Origin of the sequence: Parasalinivibrio latis, assembly GCF_036825535.1 — a bacterium.
Lineage (GTDB): Bacteria > Pseudomonadota > Gammaproteobacteria > Enterobacterales > Vibrionaceae > Parasalinivibrio > Parasalinivibrio latis.
This window is the reverse complement of sequence record NZ_CP098812.1, coordinates 2,625,795-2,645,180: the sequence shown is the minus strand read 5'-3', so window position 1 is coordinate 2,645,180 and position 19,386 is coordinate 2,625,795. Positions and strand designations below refer to the sequence as shown.

Sequence of the window (19,386 nt, the reverse complement as noted above, 5' to 3'; positions counted from 1 at the left end):
TCAGTATTCAATACTGGTCAGTATTCAATTTTACGACGGAATGGCGGCAGTGAGTCGATAAGTGCTTTGCCGTATCTGCGGGTAACGATCCGCCGGTCCAGTAACACCACTCTGCCACAGTCTGTCTCTTTTCTCAGCAGGCGACCGACGGACTGAATGAGTTTCCTGCTGGCTTCGGGAACTGAAATCTGGAGGAAAGGGTTCCCACCCCGCTTCTCAATATACTCTGCGTGTGCCTCTTCAACCGGTGACGTAGGTACGGCAAAGGGGATTTTAGTAATGATGAGGTTGGTCAACAGATCACCGGGTAAATCCAGCCCTTCAGAGAAACTTCCTGTGCCAAACAGTACCGATGCTTTACCGTTCTTTCTGGCTTTGCGGTGTTTGTCCAGCAACTGCTGACGGGACTCTGTCCCCTGAACCAGCAGTTTGATTTTGTGCTTTTTGCACCAAGGCTTCAGTTTCTGGGCGACTTGGTTCATTTGCCAGTAAGAAGAGAACAGTACCAAACTGGCAGTTTGGTCTTTGAGACTGTCCTTCAAAATTCCGGGCAGCTTGTCAGTGAATTCTTTGTCCTGTGGCTCTATGCCAATAGCGGGAACAACAAGCTCTGCCTGCTCGTAATAGTCGAAAGGTGAAGGAAGGGCCAGGAACTGGGTTCCGTCGTCTTCCCTAAGCCCAGCCTGGTGGCAGAAATAACTGAATTTATTCAATGCCCGGATCGTGGCAGAGACCAGGGCTGCACCTGCTGCCCGCGACCATATCATGTTGTCCAACTGCCAACCCACTTCCAATGGGGAAGCATGGACAGAAATATCCTTATCGTCGTGAAGCTCCAGCCATCTTGCAAGTGGTGCGCCTTTATCAGAAAGAGGTTTGGCCATGAGTTGCCAAACTTTGTTCAGGTTTTCAAGACGGCTAAGGAAGAAACCGCTTTCCGCCAGTATTGGGTCGGCGGTTTTAGACGTCAATTCACCATTTTTTACCTTTTCTGAGATCAGGTCATGCAGCTTTCCTAATGAAGAAAGTGCTTTTTGGCTGGCAAGTTTGCAGTTTTGGGAGGGTTCTTCCAAAAATGACGGCAACTCGCCATCCTCAAAACGGTAGATTCCATCTTCGCTGAAAGGCATGGCCTGAAGCTGTTTACTCAGGTGGCGCAATTCCGGAATCAGGGTTTGTATGGCTGACTGAAGTGTTTCGTAAAACTTATCTGAACGGTTTGCATCAGTATGCGACAAGAATTTTGATGAAACCTTGTTGAGTTTTTCCAGCCAATTAGCAGCGCCCGTCAGGCTCGAAAAGGCAGCAGAAAAATCCCGGGCAACGATGGGGAGGTGATGCGCCTCATCAATCATATAAATAGACTGCTCCGGCTCTGGCAGTATGACACCGCCACCAAGCTCAAGATCCGCCATCAACAGTGCGTGGTTGGCAATAATGACGTCAGCTTTGGCCAGACCCTGTCGGCTTTTGGTGAAAGGGCACTGCCTGTGGGCTGGCATCCCAGGCTGGCAGGAGTGCTTGTCAGACACTATCTGCGTCCATATCTCATCCGGGATTGTTTCCGGCCAGCTGTCCCTGTCCCCATCCCACTTCTGGTCAGAATATGCCGTGTACAAAGAGATAAACCACTTTTGTGGTGACTTCTCTTTGGTGGTGCTGAACAAATCATCCTGAGAGGCAGGGTGACTTTCTGCGGCTATTGCCAGACGCTCGGCACAGCAATATCGCTGTCGTCCTTTGGCCAGGATAAAGTCGAAAGGTTTGGGGCAGATCCTGCGGAAAAGGGGTAAATCCTTGTTCAGAAGTTGTTCCTGTAAAGCGACGGTCGCAGTAGAGATAACTACCTTTTTATTGTTGTTTAAGGCATATGGAACTGATGCCATAAGGTAAGCCATTGATTTTCCGGTGCCTGTGCCAGCTTCTGCCACCATAATGCGCTGCTTTTTGTTGTATTCCCCTGCCAGCGTTTTTGCAATTTCTGCAACAAGGTAGTTTTGCACTTTTCTAGGCACAAAGCCGTCCAACAGGTCTTGGAGGTTCTTATAGCAGAGACGTATGTCTTGTTTGGTCGCAGTATGGAGCATGTTCATGACTTACTAATATTTGGCAGCAGATTATACCAACATTTGAGTCGAGATAATCGGCATAAAATGAATATGGATTATAAAAGCTTTGTGATTCATATCACGAAAATAAATTGAACTATTGTTTTTTTATCCCCTCGTCATCCCAGTCAAATTCTGAATCTAAATTTTCATAAATTTTAGATTATTAATCTAAAAATCCACCTTAAAAAGACGGATTGTTAGAATTATGTTCTTTCGTTGCCTTAATTGTTATAACAAAAATCAGTGACTTACAGTTTTATGAATTGTGATCTGTTACAGGGTTGCGCATGTAACGTATTGATATGAATTAGATTTTACTTTTTATGATTATTTGTTATGTGAATTTGACAGATTTTAGATCTGTCTGTCAGGATTAGTTTCGAAATTATTGATACCCGACTGTAAGAGAACTTTTACATTTGTGTATCAAACTATAAAGGATTCCGGAAACAGGAATTCCATTCTAATTAAGAAAAGGCAGTGGATTAACTATGAAAAAGACTATTCTGGCAATGGCTGTACCAGCTCTGCTGGCAGCGGGCACCGCGAGTGCGTCTATCAACCTGCATGACGCAGATGGCGTAAGCGTATCACTCAAGGGTGCATCCGAAATTCAGTACGCGCAGCTTCTGAAGAAAAATGCTGACGGCGCTTTCCGTATTGATGACGGTGACCTGGAGTTGAACACCTCTGTTGAGATCTCTGATTCCCTCAGTGCTATCGCAGATCTGGCGTTTGAGTTTGAAAGCGGCGACTTTACCAACGATGTTGTTTATGTTGGTTTGGACGGTGATTTCGGTACTGTTACGTTTGGTCGTCAATACCTGATCTCTGATGATGCAGGTATTGGTAAAGATTACGAGCTTGGCTTTGAGCAATTTGGTTTTGTAACCACTCACGGCAGTCAAGCCGCTAAGTACACTTACGACGCAGATCAGTTTTACTTTGGTGTATCGACGCTTCTGACTTCTGATGGAGTTGATACTACTGACAACGAACCAACGGTTGTTGACGGACGTATTGGTGCTCGTTTCGGTGATTTAGATGCACGTGTATACATCTACAATGGTCAAGACCTGAGCTTTAAGTACGATGGTACAACTGCAGTTGCAACCGATGTGAATGCGTTTGATATCGAAGCTGAATATTCATTTGACGCAATCTCACTGGCTGCATTGTACGGGCAATTGGAATACAAGCGTGTTTCTGATGGCGATAAGTACAAGTTGAACGTAGTTGAAATCGCTGCAAGTTACTCAATGGGTGATTTCACTTACGCTGTTGGTTACAACATCGTTGACTCTGACGTTAGCGGCGTTGACACTATCAACAACTATTACGGTAACGTAACTTACAAGCTTAACGGCAACGCGAAAGTATATGCTGAGCTTGGTGATGCGGATGTTGATGGCATCGATATGGGTTATGTAGTAGGTATGGAAGTCGCTTTCTAATAGTCTTTTGAAAGTAATACCTCTTATATCAAAGCCGCCATTTGGCGGCTTTGTTGGTCATGGAGAGAATAATGTTCCGTAACTTTTTAGCATCAGCATTCATTCTATTGTGTTCAATTGCAGCCCCTGCTTTTGCGGAATCGAAGCTTATAGCAGGTAACAATATAGAGTTTTTGGTTCTTAATGGACGAGAAGTGACTGATGAACAGGAAAAACTTCTAAAGTTAAGTTCTCAAACTAACCAGATTGCCTTGAGATATTCTGGTGAAGTCAGAAATGGCAGCAAGACGGCAATTTACACCTCCCGACCGTATTTGTTTGAGTACACTCCTGTTGATGGGGAAGCAATAATCTATCTTAGGGACTTTAAAACACTTACCCAAGTTAAAGCATTTTTTAAACGGGATCCTGAATGGATGCTTAAGACCTCATCAGACAAAAAGTCTTTGATAAAAGGTGTGGGACTCACGGGAACAGGCTTCGCTGGTTTTTCCAATATGGAAAAAGTAGTAGCCAAATACAACAAAGAGCAGGGCATTATTCTTGAGCAATCTGGCCCGGTTGATATTGAAGATGTTGCCGTCGAGGTAAAAGAAGATGGCAAAGTAGAAATTACTGGCGATGCCCTCACTCAGTTAAAGCTCTGGTACACCAAAGCATCCAAAGAAGAACGTAAAACCTTCCGTAAATGGATGGTCGATCAGGATTAGTGACGGGACTCCCATACAAAAACACCGGCTTTTCAGGCCGGTGTTTTTGATCAAATTTCTTCGTGATGATAGTGGTCATGCATCCTGCATGACTTGCAACGGGGCTCTGCGGGATCTTTTTCCAGATCTGCGACAGTAATTTCGTCCTCGCAGTCTGCACACAAGCCGTACATTTCCATCATCATGGCGCAAAGCGCGGCGTCGACACGTTCCAGCCTGAACCCAAGATGCTTTGAGTTCCTGCCTTCATCCTGGCAAAGCCCGATTAGGTGATGGGTTTGCAGCAATTCCGGCTGGGTCAGGGGATAGTCGGTCAACGATGCCAATATGCGTTCGCGCAGAGTCAGTCTTTCGTTTTCCAGCGCATCTTTAAATGTTGATAGTTGCTCTGTGGTTAACATAGGCACACATTCGCGTTACTCAGATTACATGAGTTTACGTCTGGCAAGCATTGTCTATACTGATATGAATCAACTTGCGAGGAAAATATCCTTTTATTTTATCGGTGTTTGATGGTGAACGATTCGTTTATATTGTGTTGCGAAAAATGACAATAAACGTAGTGAGGAGCTAATCGTGAGCCAAGAGTATAAAGATCCGTATAATTTTGCCTATTTTCTGGGGCTGGTAGTTGTTTTGCTTATTCCAACCTTGCCTGCAACCCTAACCTGGCTCAAAATTATTGGGAGTTAGGTAACCAGGAGGTGACAGTGCGACAGAAAGTCACCAATTTTCTCTTGTTTTCGGCGGGCTGGCTTTTAGTTGCGCTCGCCATCATCGGCATTTTCCTGCCGGTTCTTCCTACTACCCCTTTCTTGTTGCTTGCCAGCGGGTGTTTCCTGAAAAGTTCCCCCAGGGCAGCGGCCTGGCTTAACAACCACCCCAAGTACGGCCCTGTTATAAGGGACTGGCATGAACACCGTGCGGTTTCTCGTCAGGTAAAAAAAAGAGCGAACGTTTTTATTGTCCTGAGCTTTTGCCTGTCTATCTATATTGTGTCGTTCATTTGGCTCAAAATCATGCTCGCAGTCATGTGTATCACTTTACTTATCTGGTTTAATCGTTTGCCTGAAGGTGCCCCAGTTGCTCCGCAAGGTGAAAACACATAACATCACTGGGTTGTGTTGACACCCAGCATCCCGTCAGATTTCGCAGGTCATTCCGCAAGACGGGGACACGGTGTCCTGATTGAGATAAACAGGAGTTCCCGGCAAGGCCGGAAAGATGACTATGACAAAAGACGCGATTGCTCAGATCAAAAACAGCATTAAGTCCATTCCTGACTACCCAAAGCCAGGCATCATTTTCCGAGATATCACCAGTTTGATGGAAGATGCTGCAGCTTATAAAGCCACAATCGCGCTGTTGGTAGAAAAGTACCGCGATGGCGGTTTTACCAAAGTTGTGGGTACTGAATCCCGTGGTTTCCTGTTCGGTGCGCCTCTGGCACTTGAGCTGGGTGTGGGTTTCGTTCCTGTGCGCAAACCGGGCAAGCTGCCTCGTGAAGTAATTTCTGAAAGTTACGAACTTGAATACGGCCAGGACACACTGGAAATCCACGTTGATGCTATCAGCGAAGGGGATAAAGTACTGGTGGTTGATGACCTGCTGGCCACCGGCGGTACTATCGAAGCGACTACAAAGCTTATCCGTCGCCTTGGTGGTGATGTGGCTGACGCAGCATTCGTAATTTCCCTGCCGGAAATTGGTGGAGAAGCGCGTCTTGAAAAGCTGGGCCTGAATGTCTTCACTATCTGTGAGTTTGACGGCCATTAATTTTTCAAACGAAACCGTTGTCACACCAATTGGTTAATTAGCAGGCGACAGTACCCGGTGCTGTCGCCTGCTGCGTTACAGCTGTGCTAGCATAGGGCCTTATTCAGTCAGGGCAAAAATATGAGTTACCAAGTTCTTGCTCGAAAGTGGCGACCACGTCAGTTTTCTGATGTCGTCGGACAATCTCACGTGCTCACAGCACTGGAGAATGCACTTGAGCATAACCGTCTTCACCATGCTTATCTTTTCAGCGGCACCCGGGGTGTGGGGAAAACAACCATTGCCCGTATTTTCGCCAAAGGCCTGAACTGTGAGCAGGGTATTACCGCCAATCCATGCGGGCAGTGCGCGACCTGTAAAGAAATCGATGAAGGCCGCTTTGTTGATCTGCTCGAGATCGATGCTGCATCGCGGACAAAAGTAGAAGATACCCGTGACTTACTGGATAACGTCCAGTACAAGCCTGCTCGCGGGCGCTTTAAAATCTACATTATTGACGAGGTGCACATGCTCTCTCGTCATAGCTTCAATGCACTTCTCAAGACGCTGGAAGAACCACCAGAGTATGTAAAGTTCCTGCTGGCAACGACAGATCCGCAAAAGCTGCCGGTTACCATTCTTTCTCGTTGCCTTCAATTCCATCTCAAACACCTGAGTACGGATCAGATCCAGCACCAGCTTGACCATGTTCTCCATTCCGAAGGGGTAACCTCCGAGCCCCGTGCTCTGCAGCTTCTGGCGAAAGCCGCTGAAGGCAGTATGCGAGATGCGCTCAGCCTTACTGACCAGGCTATTGCCCTTGGAAATGGTGAAATATTTACCGCTCAAGTCGCTGATATGCTGGGTACCCTGGCAGATGACCAGGCAATCAGCTTACTGGAAGCGTTGACTCACGCTGATGCAGCACTGCTTCTCCATACGCTTGGAGAAATCGCTTCAGTTGGTGTTGATTGGGATGGCTTGCTCAAAGAGCTCGCTACTCAATTACACCGCATCGCTATGTTCCAGGTAATGCCATCTGTGGTTGCGGCCAGCCACCCAGACCATGAACGAATTAGCGTGCTTGCAGCGACGATGTCGCCTCAGGATGTCCAGCTCTATTACCAGATTGCCCTCCAGGGGCGTGACGACCTGAACTATGCCCCGGATGGGCGTGCTGGACTGGAAATGACACTGTTGCGTATGCTGGCTTTCCAGCCGGCGAAGGCAATGTGGACACCTCAGCCAGTCACTGCGCAAACTGTATCTGTCCAGACGCCGGGTAATACAAATGCACCAGTAAGAGCGGCTTCCCCGTCACCTGTTACGGCCAAACCTGCGCCGCAGGAATCTACTGAACAACCTGCAAGAGCTGCTGTGAAACAAGCTCAGGCCGAGCCGGTGGTCGCGCCAGTTCGAGCTCCTCAGGATCTTCGTGCTGTACCGCATGCAACCCCAGCACAACCAGAGATGCCACCTCCGGCAGATTTGGACTCGATGCCTCCGCTTCCTGATGAGCAAGATGATTACCATGATATGGTACCGCATCATGATACAGCCCCTTCAGCTGTTCCACAGACCCAGCAAGCTAACCAGGAACAGGTTTCGGCACAGCCAGCAACAAGTTCAACAGCGGGGCATTTGCTGGCGGCGGGTAATCTGCTGCGAAGCAGGGCGAAAGCGAAACAGCAGGGGGATAACGGCCCAAAAAAGGTTAAACCGGTTTCGGCAGGCAAGACATTGTCTGCACTGGAGCGTATTGCCGCAGAGCATCCTGCCGAGCCGGGACTGCCTCAGCCCAAACCGGATAATGCTAAGCCGTCGGAACCAGAAGATTACCGCTGGAAACCTACCGGGATATTAAAGCCAAAGGCTGAAGTGGTAGAAATTACGCCGGAAACCATCAAGACGGCGTTAAACCACACCAAAACCCCGGAAATGGCGGCAAAGTTACTGGAAGAATCGTGTACAGGTGATGAGTGGAGCCGAATTGCCAATCAGCTTGATGTTGGTCGTCTGGTTAAGCAGCTTGCCCTGAATGCAGCCATGGAGCAGTCCGGTGAGTCAGTGACCCTGGTTCTTCGTCCTGATCAGTCTCATCTGCAGTCTGACAAGGCACAACAACAACTTGAGGCATCCCTGAGTACCGTGATGAATCAGCCGGTTCATTTAACCATAAGAACCGGTACTGAGGGAACAACGCCTCTTGAGCTTCGTGAGCAGTTATATTCACAAAAACTGGCCGGAGCCATTGAAAATATCAACAATGACCCGAATATACAGTTTATCTGCCAGCGGTTTGCCGCGAGGGTGGATGAAGACAGTATTCGTCCTCTATAGTCACAGTAATTTCCCAGAGAGAGATAACTATGTTTGGTAAAGGTGGTATGGGCAACCTGATGAAGCAAGCCCAGCAAATGCAAGATCGCATGCAGAAGCTTCAGGAAGAGATTGCCAATATGGAAGTAACCGGCGAGTCTGGCGCTGGCCTGGTTAAAGTGACTGTGACCGGCAGCCACAATGTTCGTCGTGTTGAAATCGATGAAAGCCTGATGGAAGACGACAAAGAGATGCTGGAAGACCTGATTGCGGCAGCTTTCAATGATGCAGCCCGTCGTGTTGAAGAAACCCAGAAAGAAAAAATGAGCCAGGTTACCGGTGGTATGCAACTGCCACCTGGCTTCAAGATGCCATTCTAATCAATGCGTACCAGTTTACTGCTGGAGCAACTGATGGAATCGTTGCGCTGCCTGCCGGGTGTAGGCCCCAAGTCAGCGCAGCGGATGGCTTTCCATTTGTTGCAGCGAGACCGTCAGGGCGGAGTGAAACTCGCTGATTCCCTGACCAGGGCGATGACTGAAGTCGGGCATTGCAGCCACTGCCGTACGTTTACGGAAGAAGATACCTGCGCCATTTGCTGTAATCCCCGCCGTCAGGAAAACGGGCAGATCTGTGTGGTCGAAAGCCCTGCAGACATTGCTGCGATAGAAGCAACCGGCCAATTCTCAGGGCGATACTTCGTCCTGATGGGGCATCTCTCGCCGCTTGATGGCATTGGCCCGTATGACATCGGCCTTGATGTGCTTGAAAAGCGTCTGGAGAATGAGTCTATCCAGGAGGTAATCCTGGCTACCAACCCGACAGTGGAAGGCGAGGCAACAGCGCAGTATATCGCTGAACTTTGCCGGGAGAATGATGTAGTCGCAAGCCGCATTGCTCATGGCGTCCCTATGGGTGGTGAGCTTGAGTTGGTAGATGGTACGACACTCAGCCATTCCTTGGCTGGCCGTCATCGCCTGGGTTAAGCAGAATGACACCTAAAGCAGGGGCCGCACAGTTTTGCGGCCCTTTTTGCTATTGGCTGCTGTCGTGATGGAAAGGAACCGGGCTCAGTCCGCGGTTGTTGTTGACCTCCGGGTGATCGGCCAACGGATGCTTCATGATTTTTGGTTCCTCCGGTTTGTTTTCCGGATGATCCTGATGGAAAAGAGGGGCTTTAGGCCGGTAAACATAATGGGGTTTGGATGTTGGTACATTCCGTTCAACCACAATTCTTTTGCCCGTCAGGATTTCCAGTGCGGTTTGATCACCTCCGTCACTTTCAGCCTGTGCAGACTGCAGTGCCATAAAGCCCGCTAGTACAGTACCAAGACCAATAGATCTTTTTAACCTGAGGTGCATAGACGCCTCCTCAACGTAGCGCGTGCTGAGCATCTCTGCCAGCAACGAACCCGTAGAAAATATAGCCGAACAGCGTCAGTATAGATCCCCAGAACACCGCTGACTGTCCACATGCATACACGCCGTAAATACTGTATACCACCGCGACCGTCCCTACTGCTGCTCCAATCTTGTATTCGCTGTCTTTCACCTTGTTGTTCCTCAGAATAACTTCGAGGCCTGTCAGGGAAAGAATATAAGGCACCATATTGATAAACACTGCCAGGTTAAGCAGGACATTAAACTGCTTTACCAAGTTGGGAGATATCGTCATCAGAGCCAGGATCAGCTCAAGCCCCAGCATGATCAGCATTCCCTTTATTGGGGCATTGGCATGGTTAACTTCACCAAATATTTTGGGGAACAGGTTAATGTCAGCGGCAGCCTTGGACACCTGCGCATTGGTAAACTGCCATCCAAGGAGAGAGCCGATACAGGCAATTACTGCCAAGGCCGTGATGACCATACCGACTGTTTCGTTGAACATATAGGTGTAAACCAGTCCAAATGGCGCATCCGAAACAGCCAGTTCATGGTTGGGGATTATGCCCTGAATCACAGATGTCGAGGCGATATAAACAACAGCCGTGAAGCTCGTTGCCAGCATGCAGGCAAGGGGGACATTTTTTTCCGGGTTTTCAACTGCCCCGGAATTTGCCCCTGCGGACTCAATTCCAAGAAATGCCCATAACGTAAGGGCTATACCAGAAGAAATTGCCGTGACCGTCCCATCATGGTGGGGGTTCCAGGCTTCAGCAAATACATCCGGCTTAAACCAAAACCAGCCGATTACAGACAGCCCAACGACAGGGATAATAATTCCCCAGACTGTAAATGATGAAATTTGCCCGGTGATCCTGGGGCCCCAGAAATTCGCTACCATGGTAACTACCAGTATGGATACCACGCCTACGAAGGTGTGTATTGGGCTGGTTTTCAGCCACGGGAAAAATGGCACCAGGTATCCGGCAGCAGAAACGGCAATAGCGACAGCACTGATAACCAGGCAAACATAATACGTGTAAGACGCGATGAAAAACGAGGATTTGCCATGTGCTTCACTGGCGTAGGCAGACATTCCTCCATCCCGGTTGCAGTACATTCCGCATTTGGCAAAAGCATAGGCGATGCACATAGCGCCTACTGCAGTGACCAGCCAGGAAAGCAGAGAAATTGCCCCGGTCTGTGCAAGGCTTGCCGGAAGCATAATGATGCCTGAACCCATCATATTGACGGTAACAATGGTAGTTAGCCCTACCAGGCCCATTTTATTGGATTCGGATGCCATAATATCTCTCCATATCGGTGAGGAGATAATCCACAAATCAAATTAATATGTGAATTTGAAACGCATTTTTAGTCATCTATAAAAGATGTGGGAATTAAAATGCTTACTGTATGAGGAACTAAACCCAAGGCAGTGTAGAAGACAATCTTGAGGTTTTACAAAAAGTTTATTGCTTGATTTTTCTTGAAATTTGGAAAGTATTTTATTTGTTGGAATTGTTTTATATTCGATTATTCTATATTTCCACAACAAGGCATTGAATTATTTCCTGTTGCAAATTCTATTTCGTGTTTATCTCAAATATGAATAAGTTTAACTGGTGGGAATTACTAATTTTATTCCGGCTTCTGTTTGTTTCTAATTCCACATTATTTCTATGTGCTTTCCTCGTTTACTTAGCCGGAGCAAATTACATGAGAACTTACGGAAAAAAATATACCGTTCTGATATTGGAAGAATCCCCAAAAGGTGGGGTAGTAGGAAACGCAATTCAACGTCTGGTTGATGAACTGGAGGACAACGGTACAAAGGTAATCCGGGCAACCAGTTTCGACGACTGTTATTCGATCCTTTTTGCCAACACCGCAATTGACTGCATGATGCTGACCTCATCAATGAGTGGCTCCCAATCCGAGGAAAATGAACGGTTCTATGTCCTTATTGAGAAACTGAACCGCCGCCAGGAAGATGTCCCGGTATTTTTGTTGGCTGAACGCAAGAAAATAACCCTGCATGTCACGCGGGAGATGATGGAAAAAGTGGTGGAATTTGCATGGATCCTTGAGGATACGGCAGATTTTATTGCCGGGCGGGCCATTGCAGCCATGCGACGTTACCGTGAGCGGCTGTTGCCTCCGCTAATGGCCGCCATGATGAATTACGATGATGTACATGAGTATTCCTGGGCTGCTCCGGGACATCAGGGCGGGGTAGGGTTCACAAAAACCCCGGCGGGGCAGAGGTTCTATAACTATTACGGCGAAGGTCTGTTTCGCACAGATATGGGGATTGAACGTGGCCTGCTTGGGTCACTGCTTGATCATACCGGTGCATTTGGTGACAGCGAAAAATATGCAGCCCGTGTTTTTGGTGCTGATCAGTCCTACTCACTGGTGACGGGCACATCCGGGGCGAACCGGACAGTTATGCAGGCGTGTATGAACGAAAATGAGCTGATAATTGTCGACCGCAACTGCCATAAGTCCATAGAACAGGGACTTATGCTGACCGGGGCTTTACCGGTATATATGGTACCGACCCGAAACCGCTACGGCATCATTGGTCCGATCTACCCCAAACAGATGGAAAAAGCCGCATTGGATGAATCGGCTGCAAACAGTGAACTGACAAAAGATCTTGCCGGAAACCGGTCTGTATATGCAGTGTTAACCAACTGTACTTATGACGGTCTCTGCTACAACGCCGCCAGTGCACAGGATATCCTGGCTCAAAGCAGCGACAGGATCCATTTCGATGAAGCGTGGTTCGGGTATGCAAGGTTCAACCCTATCTACCACAACCACCATGCGATGCGAGGTGATCCAGAAGATAAGCCGGTAGGGGGCCCGACAGTATTTGCCACCCACTCTACCCACAAATTGTTAAATGCACTATCCCAGGCATCATGGTTGCATGTACGCAACGGCAAAGGAGCCATAAGCTTCGAACGGTTTAACCAAGCGTATATGATGCATGCGACCACATCCCCCCTGTATGCGATTAGTGCGTCAAATGATGTTGCTGTCGCGATGATGGATGGCAACAAAGGGGAATCACTGACGCTGGAGGTTATCCGCGAGGCAGTGGATTTCCGACAGGCGATGGGGCGTTTATACCGGGAATTTACCGATGACGGAGACTGGTTCTTTAAACCCTGGAATGCAGAGCGGGTAACTGATCCGGAATCCGGCAAAACGTACGCGTTCGAAGAGGCTCCGGCAGACATGCTCACCGCTAACCAGGATTGTTGGGTAATGCATCCTGACGACACGTGGCACGGCTTTAAAGACATGCCGCCGGACTGGTGTATGCTGGATCCCATCAAGGTAAGCCTTCTGGCTCCGGGAATGGGGGAGGATGGCAACCTCCTTGATACCGGTGTTCCGGCAGCATTGGTTACCCAGTACCTGGGCCGGTATGGCATCGTTCCGACAAGGACGACGGATTTTCAGGTTATGTTCCTGTTTTCCATGGGAATTACCAAAGGGAAGTGGGCAACGCTTGTCAATACGCTGCTGTCGTTCAAAAAGCACTACGATGACAACTCGCCCATAAGGGAAGTGTTGCCTGAACTCGCGGCGTCCAATCCGGACGTATACGCTGACATGGGGCTGAGTGAGTTGGGGGACAGGATGTTTGCTTTCCTGAAACAGCACAATCCATCAGAAAAACTCAATGCTGCTTACTCAACATTGCCTGAAGCAGTTATCACTCCCCGAAAGGCCTACCAGGCCATTGTTGCTGACGACGTTGAAATGGTACCTGTTGGTAACCTGGCAAACCGGATTGCCGCCAATGCCATAATCCCTTATCCACCCGGTATTCCGATGCTGATGTCCGGTGAAAGCTTCGGGGATGATGCCAGCCCACAAATTGGATACCTGAAGAGCTTACAGATCTGGGATGCAACATTCCCTGGCTTTGAGCATGAAACTGAGGGGGCAGAGTCGGAACATGGTGTGTATTCCGTGATGTGTGTGAAACAGTAATATACCTATACCCAAATCAACTCTCGCTGAAAACTGCACCTTGAGGTGATTTGGGTATAACCAAACATAACCGGCACTTTATGCGCCGGTTATGTTAACCCAAGTCAGAAAGACTATTTGTTGGTTAGGACAATGGATCCGTAATTAAGGCTTGTCAGCATCAAGGTACTGTTATTGATCTTGTCTATACGACGGATTTGTAAGACGTTCAACTTGTAGAATGCCCTTAACAGATCCATTTCTTGCGTCGTGAAGCTTTCGTTATTTCCGGAAGTAACGTCGCTGAAAGAGGTTGGCTGAAGAGTCAGGTAGCCACCGCTGACAGACCATTTCCCCTGTTCTGCAATAATCAGTTTTACTTTCACGTCTTCTGATTTGCCACGCAACAAGACGTCGGTCTGGCGCGAATAGGAGTGGTTTGGCAAAAATACCGTTGCGCTGGTGGTATAAGAAGAACTCAGATCCGGTACATCATCAAATGCAGCAGGTTCAATGCGGCTCAGGCTGCGGGTATGCCATTCATTCTGGGTAAGCATCTTTTCAATGCGATAATCGCTGCCAAGGAAAAACCAGGCACTGAGAACCACAGAAATAGCCAAAATCCAGTATGGGCCGTATTTTCGAACGCCTTGATGGCTAAGGATACGTTTTAGTTGCATAAGTTACTGCTGTCCTCCTGATTGGTCAGAAGGGAATAGGTAATATTCAGATCTGCATGGGCTGCATCATGGATGTAGTTCAGCGCAAGCTGGTTTTTCTGGCCACCGGTAACAATGACTTCCTGAAGGTTTCTTGATTTCAGGTATTTATCTGCATATTGGGTTACGCAACGCTCAATCATTGGCTGCCAGTTGGCGACCGAAGGATTATTCTCCGGGATCATTACCTCAACACCCTTTACCGTGGTGAGATGACGGAACGTTTCGCTCTTTTGTGCAGTAAAAATAAACAGGAACAGCGGAATAAGCACTGCGAGAACCAGGCAGAAAATAGCAGGAAACGAGAGTGACTTAACATGTACCTGCTTGCTTACTTCAACTTTGCTCGTTACCGCGTTGTTTCTGGTGCCTGTTTCTACAACGTTGAGCAGGCTGTTATCGGCTGTTGTTTCTACGCTGTCCATCGTGTTGCCGTTTAGCGCAACTGGATGGGTTTCATCAGTGCTTACAGCAACCTCGGGCAGCGGAAGTGCAGCTTCTTTCGTTTCATCGTAGTCTTCGATGGACGCAATAATCTGGTAACCGCGTTTTGGGACAGTTTTCACAAATTCAGGCGATTTGGTAGAGTCTTTCAACGCTTTGCGCAGTGTCGAAATAGACTGGGTCAGACTGGAATCATCGACTTCAAAACCCTGCTCCCGCCAAACATAATCATGGATACGGTTTCTTGGGACAATTGCATGTGGTTCTTCGAGAAGTACCATCAGGACACGACATTCGTTGCTTCCAAGACGGACTTGTTCGTTGTTTTCCAGTAAATCGACTAACGAGCTGTCGTTAGGACAAAAGACGAATCTTTCACCGATTAAGATTTTTTTTGATTGTTTCATTCTATTTAAGGTTTCAGCCGGCTAGCGATTGAGAATGAATGGCAGTCCTCTTACGCAACGGGATGAGGGCTTTACTGAGCGCATAGTATCTTACTCCTCAACCTAAAAAAAACAAAACTTGTGAAAAAAGACCAATGCGCTTGAAATCGGAAAAAGTGCCCATATCTCAAAAGCAGATAGCAACAGGTAATTCTTTTTTGGAGAAACAATGAGCGAACAAGCAACTGTCCAGGGCAAGGAAACTCGCGGTTTCCAGTCAGAAGTAAAGCAACTGCTTCACCTGATGATCCACTCTCTTTACTCAAATAAAGAGATTTTCCTGCGTGAGTTGATTTCCAATGCGTCAGATGCGGCAGATAAACTGCGTTTCAAGGCGTTGGAGAACTCTGCGCTGTATGAAAATGACGGTGATCTGCATGTGCGTTTATCGTTCGATGAAAAAGCCGGCACGCTGACGATCTCAGACAACGGTATCGGTATGAGCCGTGATGAGGTGATCGATAACCTGGGAACCATTGCAAAGTCCGGCACTAAAGAGTTTTTCCAGAAGCTCACTGATGACCAGACCAAAGATGCGCAGCTTATTGGCCAGTTTGGTGTAGGCTTCTATTCTGCCTTTATTGTGGCCGACAAAGTGACGGTGCGTACACGCGCAGCAGGCACCCCGGCTGATGAAGCGGTGCAGTGGGAATCAACCGGTGAAGGTGAATACACCCTTGAGTCGATCGTAAAAGAAGGCCGAGGCACTGATATCACCCTTCACATGCGTGAAGACGGTAAGGAGTTCCTCAACGACTGGCGTCTGCGTGATGTGGTTGGAAAATACTCAGACCACATCGGTATCCCTGTCGAATTGTGGACAGTAGAAAAAGACGAAGAAGGCAACGACAAAGAAGCCAAATGGGACAAGATCAACAAAGCCCAGGCGCTGTGGACCCGTTCCAAGAGCGATATTTCTGACGAGGAATACCAGGAGTTCTACAAGCACCTGGCCCATGACTTCTCTGAGCCGCTGAGCTGGAGCCACAACCGCGTTGAAGGCAAGAACGACTACACCAGCCTGCTGTATATTCCATCCAAAGCGCCTTGGGATCTGTTTAACCGCGACCACAAGCATGGCCTGAAGCTGTATGTGCAGCGTGTCTTCATTATGGATGACGCCGCACAGTTTATGCCTGGCTACATGCGTTTTGTTCGTGGCCTGATTGATTCCAATGACCTGCCGCTGAACGTTTCCCGCGAAATTCTGCAGGACAACAAAGTCACCCAGTCACTGCGTAATGCGCTGACCAAGCGTGTGCTTTCCATGCTTGAGCGTATGGGCAAGAACGACCCAGAGAAGTACGCTACCCTGTGGAAAGAGTTTGGCCTGGTTCTGAAAGAAGGCCCGGCAGAAGATTTTGCAAACCGTGAGAAGATTGCGGCCCTGTTGCGTTTTTCTTCTACCCACAACGAATCCAGTGAGCAGAACGTTTCACTGACTGATTACGTTGCACGTATGAAGGAAGGCCAGGACAAGATTTTCTACATCACGGCAGACAGCTACAGTGCAGCCAAACACAGCCCGCACCTTGAACAGTTCAAAGCCAAAGGCATTGAAGTGCTGCTTCTGTCAGACCGTATTGACGAGTGGATGATGAGCTACTTGCCTGAATTTGATGGTAAGCAGTTCCAGTCTGTTACTAAAGCGGACGTTGATCTGAGCAAGTTCGACGATGATGAAAGCAAGGCCAAGCGTGAGGAAACCGAGAAACAATTCGAGTCTGTTGTAGACCGCACAAAGGCTTACCTTGGCGAGCGCGTCAAAGATGTCCGTACAACATTCAAGCTGTCTGACACCCCGGCTATCGTGGTAACCGATGGCTATGATATGGGTACCCAGATGGCCAAGTTGCTGGAAGCCGCCGGCCAACAGGCACCGGAAGTGAAGTACATCTTCGAAATTAACCCGGAACATCCGCTGGTTAAGCAGATAGCTGACGAAGCAGATGAAGAAGTATTCGGTAAATGGGTAGAGTTGCTTTACGGCCAGGCGTTGCTTGCAGAGCGCGGATCTTTGGAAGATCCTTCATCTTTCCTGAAAGTGATGAATACTTTGCTGGCGACTAAGGTATAATCGACCGCGAATAAATATTCGGTCATGATACTTATCAAGCCCGGTGCATACCGGGCTTGATAGCGTTTCGCGAAGCGTGTATTTTCTCGCTCTTTGTGAAACTCCAATATTAACCAAAAAGGGGACACTATGCGCATCATCCTTCTGGGCGCTCCAGGTGCCGGTAAAGGTACTCAGGCACAGTTCATTATGGAAAAGTTTGGCATTCCTCAGATTTCTACTGGCGATATGCTGCGCGCTGCGATCAAAGCAGGTACTGAACTGGGCAAACAGGCTAAGGCTGTTATCGATGCAGGTCAGCTGGTTTCTGACGACATCATTCTTGGTTTGGTGAAAGAGCGTATCTCGCAAGATGACTGTGCGAAGGGTTTCTTGCTAGATGGCTTCCCACGTACTATTCCTCAGGCAGATGGTCTGAAAGAGGTCGGTGTTGAAATCGACTACGTACTTGAGTTCGATGTTCCTGACGATGTTATCGTTGAGCGCATGGCTGGCCGTCGTGTACACCTGTCTTCTGGCCGCACTTACCACGTTGTTTACAACCCGCCGAAAGAGGAAGGTAAGGACGACGTAACCGGTGAAGACCTGATTGTCCGTGATGATGACAAAGAAGAAACCGTGCGTTCACGCCTGAAGGTATACCACGATCAAACTGCCCCTCTGATTGCTTACTACAGTGCCGAAGCTGAAGCCGGCAATACCAAGTACCTGCGTTTTGACGGTACTCAACAGGTATCAGAAGTGAGTGCAGAAATCGATAAAGCCCTGGCTTAATCGAAACCTATATCGCTGATAGGTTAATCATAGATTCTACCTATTGCAGAAAAAGCGGAGCAATCAATTGGTTGCTCCGTTTTTTTATGGCAAATTGAACATGCATTCATACTGACTTTGTTGGTGTCACTCCTTACAGTTTTCATGACAACGCAATTGGGGAACGAAACATGCAGGACAACAGTTCGAGAGTTGGAATCTTACTGGCAAACCTCGGGACGCCGGACGCTCCCACACCAAAAGGTGTGAAGGCGTTTCTCGGTGAATTCCTGCATGACCACCGCGTTGTCGATCTCACTCGTTGGCTTTGGTGCCCGATTCTCCATGGCATCATCCTGCCAATCCGCTCCCCCAAAGTTGCAAAACTTTATCAGGCGATCTGGCAAGAGGGCGGCTCTCCTTTAATGGTTTTCAGCCAGCACCAGAAAGCGGCGCTGGAAGAGCTAACCGGCTTACCGGTTGAACTTGGTATGACCTACGGCAACCCTTCTACGCTATCGGGTATTGATGCGTTGAAAAAAAGAGGGTGTGAAAAGGTTTTGGTATTGCCGCTGTACCCGCAATATTCAGGTACTACAACGGCTGCAGTCTTTGACCAGGTTGCCCGTGCACTGAAAACGATGCCGGATGTCCCGGAGATGCGATTTGTGAACCATTACTTCAGTGAAGAGAGCTATATTGAGGCTCTGGCCCAGTCTGTGGAACAAATGTGGAATGAAAAGGGTAAACCGGATCTGCTTTTGTGCTCCTACCATGGTATTCCGAAGCGTTTTGCAGACAATGGGGACCCGTACCCAAAGCACTGTGAAGGGACGACGGAAAGACTGCGTGTCCGGTTGGGGCTCAATCCTGACCAAATCATGATGACCTATCAGTCAAGGTTTGGCCGGGAGGAGTGGCTGCAACCCTATACCGACAAAACGCTTGAGACGCTCCCGGCGAAGGGCATTAAGCGTCTGGATGTCATTACCCCTGCATTTTCTGTTGATTGCCTGGAAACACTTGAAGAGATAGCGATTCAATGTCGAGACACCTTCGTCGAATCGGGTGGCGAAACTTTTCGGTTCATCCCATGCTTGAATGATGATCCGGCGCATATCTCCATGATGTCAGAGTTGGTGAAACGCCATACGCAATCGTGGTAAGCCATCAGAGAATGCTATGCAGGGCGACTAATGTCGCCTTATTTCTTTGGGAAGGG

Annotated in this window: 17 protein-coding genes; 11 read left to right on the top strand and 6 right to left on the bottom strand. The window is 48.3% G+C overall.

The features are described from left to right. Positions 1–17: 17 nt before the first annotated feature. Complete coding sequence (dinG, locus tag NF212_RS12235; protein ID WP_434360878.1) at positions 18–2,087, bottom strand: ATP-dependent DNA helicase DinG; 2,070 nt, start codon at positions 2,085–2,087, stop codon at positions 18–20. 515 nt (positions 2,088–2,602) lie between these two features. On the opposite strand from dinG, the gene NF212_RS12230 reads away from it, so the two are divergent. Together NF212_RS12230 and NF212_RS12225 are read left to right on the top strand one after the other, a co-directional pair. Further along, the gene (locus NF212_RS12230) at positions 2,603–3,565 is read left to right on the top strand and encodes a porin (RefSeq protein ID WP_434355996.1); all 963 of its coding nucleotides are present in this window, start codon (positions 2,603–2,605) and stop codon (positions 3,563–3,565) included. A 71-nt stretch (positions 3,566–3,636) separates the two neighbouring features. Further along, on the top strand, positions 3,637–4,275 hold the full coding sequence (locus NF212_RS12225; RefSeq protein ID WP_434355994.1) for a YccT family protein: 639 nt from the start codon (positions 3,637–3,639) through the stop codon (positions 4,273–4,275). 50 nt (positions 4,276–4,325) lie between these two features. Here the strand turns inward: NF212_RS12225 and NF212_RS12220 are convergent, their stop codons facing one another. Continuing rightward, positions 4,326–4,676 carry a TraR/DksA family transcriptional regulator gene (locus NF212_RS12220; protein WP_434355992.1) on the bottom strand — a complete coding sequence of 117 codons (351 nt, stop codon included), beginning with the start codon at positions 4,674–4,676 and terminating at the stop codon, positions 4,326–4,328. Between the two features lie 309 nt (positions 4,677–4,985). Between NF212_RS12220 and NF212_RS12215 the strand changes: the two genes are divergently transcribed. The 5 genes from NF212_RS12215 (at position 4,986) to recR (ending at position 9,335) form a co-directional block, all read left to right on the top strand. Continuing rightward, positions 4,986–5,384, top strand: coding sequence for a YbaN family protein (locus NF212_RS12215; protein ID WP_434355990.1), 399 nt, complete (start codon positions 4,986–4,988; stop codon positions 5,382–5,384). 121 nt (positions 5,385–5,505) lie between these two features. After that, positions 5,506–6,051: an adenine phosphoribosyltransferase gene (gene apt / locus NF212_RS12210; protein ID WP_434355988.1), complete on the top strand. Its 546-nt coding sequence runs from the start codon at positions 5,506–5,508 to the stop codon at positions 6,049–6,051. Positions 6,052–6,171: 120 nt separating this feature from the next. Beyond that, on the top strand, positions 6,172–8,370 hold the full coding sequence (dnaX, locus tag NF212_RS12205; RefSeq protein ID WP_434355986.1) for a DNA polymerase III subunit gamma/tau: 2,199 nt from the start codon (positions 6,172–6,174) through the stop codon (positions 8,368–8,370). Positions 8,371–8,399: 29 nt separating this feature from the next. Then, entirely contained in the window at positions 8,400–8,729 is a 330-nt protein-coding gene (locus tag NF212_RS12200; RefSeq protein WP_054672318.1) for a YbaB/EbfC family nucleoid-associated protein, read from the top strand. A 3-nt stretch (positions 8,730–8,732) separates the two neighbouring features. Continuing rightward, positions 8,733–9,335, top strand: coding sequence for a recombination mediator RecR (gene recR, locus NF212_RS12195; RefSeq protein ID WP_434355984.1), 603 nt, complete (start codon positions 8,733–8,735; stop codon positions 9,333–9,335). A gap of 49 nt (positions 9,336–9,384) precedes the next feature. Here the strand turns inward: recR and NF212_RS12190 are convergent, their stop codons facing one another. Both NF212_RS12190 and potE read right to left on the bottom strand, forming a co-directional pair. After that, a complete protein-coding gene (locus NF212_RS12190; protein WP_434355983.1) occupies positions 9,385–9,711 on the bottom strand; it encodes a hypothetical protein in 327 nt (108 codons plus the stop codon). Positions 9,712–9,721: 10 nt separating this feature from the next. Next, on the bottom strand, positions 9,722–11,038 hold the full coding sequence (potE, locus tag NF212_RS12185; RefSeq protein ID WP_434355981.1) for a putrescine-ornithine antiporter: 1,317 nt from the start codon (positions 11,036–11,038) through the stop codon (positions 9,722–9,724). Positions 11,039–11,451: 413 nt separating this feature from the next. Here potE and adiA point away from each other — a divergent pair, with 413 nt between their 5' ends. Next, positions 11,452–13,746 (top strand): arginine decarboxylase, encoded by a 2,295-nt coding sequence (adiA, locus tag NF212_RS12180; protein ID WP_434355979.1) that lies wholly within the window; start codon positions 11,452–11,454, stop codon positions 13,744–13,746. A 113-nt stretch (positions 13,747–13,859) separates the two neighbouring features. On the opposite strand, the gene NF212_RS12175 is transcribed toward adiA, so the two are convergent. Both NF212_RS12175 and NF212_RS12170 read right to left on the bottom strand, forming a co-directional pair. After that, positions 13,860–14,405, bottom strand: coding sequence for a regulatory protein ToxS (locus NF212_RS12175; protein WP_434355977.1), 546 nt, complete (start codon positions 14,403–14,405; stop codon positions 13,860–13,862). Then, entirely contained in the window at positions 14,396–15,295 is a 900-nt protein-coding gene (locus NF212_RS12170; protein ID WP_434355975.1) for a winged helix-turn-helix domain-containing protein, read from the bottom strand. Before NF212_RS12170 ends, NF212_RS12175 begins: the two co-directional genes overlap by 10 nt. A gap of 208 nt (positions 15,296–15,503) precedes the next feature. Here NF212_RS12170 and htpG point away from each other — a divergent pair, with 208 nt between their 5' ends. The 3 genes from htpG to hemH all read left to right on the top strand — a co-directional run bounded on the left by htpG (position 15,504) and on the right by hemH (position 19,330). After that, on the top strand, positions 15,504–17,411 hold the full coding sequence (gene htpG, locus NF212_RS12165; RefSeq protein WP_434355973.1) for a molecular chaperone HtpG: 1,908 nt from the start codon (positions 15,504–15,506) through the stop codon (positions 17,409–17,411). Between the two features lie 129 nt (positions 17,412–17,540). Next, entirely contained in the window at positions 17,541–18,185 is a 645-nt protein-coding gene (adk, locus tag NF212_RS12160) for an adenylate kinase (RefSeq protein WP_434355971.1), read from the top strand. A 170-nt stretch (positions 18,186–18,355) separates the two neighbouring features. Next, positions 18,356–19,330, top strand: coding sequence for a ferrochelatase (gene hemH / locus NF212_RS12155; protein ID WP_434355969.1), 975 nt, complete (start codon positions 18,356–18,358; stop codon positions 19,328–19,330). The last annotated feature ends 56 nt before the right edge of the window (positions 19,331–19,386 follow it).

Excerpts from the sequence above, each read along its gene's own strand:
- NF212_RS12225 (WP_434355994.1), top strand. The coding sequence starts at position 3,637 with ATGTTCCGTAACTTTTTAGCATCAGCATTCATTCTATTGTGTTCAATT.
- NF212_RS12220 (WP_434355992.1), bottom strand. The coding sequence starts at position 4,676 with ATGTTAACCACAGAGCAACTATCAACATTTAAAGATGCGCTGGAAAAC.
- recR (WP_434355984.1), top strand. The coding sequence starts at position 8,733 with ATGCGTACCAGTTTACTGCTGGAGCAACTGATGGAATCGTTGCGCTGC.
- dnaX (WP_434355986.1), top strand. The coding sequence starts at position 6,172 with ATGAGTTACCAAGTTCTTGCTCGAAAGTGGCGACCACGTCAGTTTTCT.
- htpG (WP_434355973.1), top strand. The coding sequence starts at position 15,504 with ATGAGCGAACAAGCAACTGTCCAGGGCAAGGAAACTCGCGGTTTCCAG.
- adk (WP_434355971.1), top strand. The coding sequence starts at position 17,541 with ATGCGCATCATCCTTCTGGGCGCTCCAGGTGCCGGTAAAGGTACTCAG.
- hemH (WP_434355969.1), top strand. The coding sequence starts at position 18,356 with ATGCAGGACAACAGTTCGAGAGTTGGAATCTTACTGGCAAACCTCGGG.
- NF212_RS12190 (WP_434355983.1), bottom strand. The coding sequence starts at position 9,711 with ATGCACCTCAGGTTAAAAAGATCTATTGGTCTTGGTACTGTACTAGCG.
- NF212_RS12230 (WP_434355996.1), top strand. The coding sequence starts at position 2,603 with ATGAAAAAGACTATTCTGGCAATGGCTGTACCAGCTCTGCTGGCAGCG.
- apt (WP_434355988.1), top strand. The coding sequence starts at position 5,506 with ATGACAAAAGACGCGATTGCTCAGATCAAAAACAGCATTAAGTCCATT.
- dinG (WP_434360878.1), bottom strand. The coding sequence starts at position 2,087 with ATGCTCCATACTGCGACCAAACAAGACATACGTCTCTGCTATAAGAAC.
- NF212_RS12175 (WP_434355977.1), bottom strand. The coding sequence starts at position 14,405 with ATGCAACTAAAACGTATCCTTAGCCATCAAGGCGTTCGAAAATACGGC.
- NF212_RS12170 (WP_434355975.1), bottom strand. The coding sequence starts at position 15,295 with ATGAAACAATCAAAAAAAATCTTAATCGGTGAAAGATTCGTCTTTTGT.
- NF212_RS12200 (WP_054672318.1), top strand. The coding sequence starts at position 8,400 with ATGTTTGGTAAAGGTGGTATGGGCAACCTGATGAAGCAAGCCCAGCAA.
- potE (WP_434355981.1), bottom strand. The coding sequence starts at position 11,038 with ATGGCATCCGAATCCAATAAAATGGGCCTGGTAGGGCTAACTACCATT.
- adiA (WP_434355979.1), top strand. The coding sequence starts at position 11,452 with ATGAGAACTTACGGAAAAAAATATACCGTTCTGATATTGGAAGAATCC.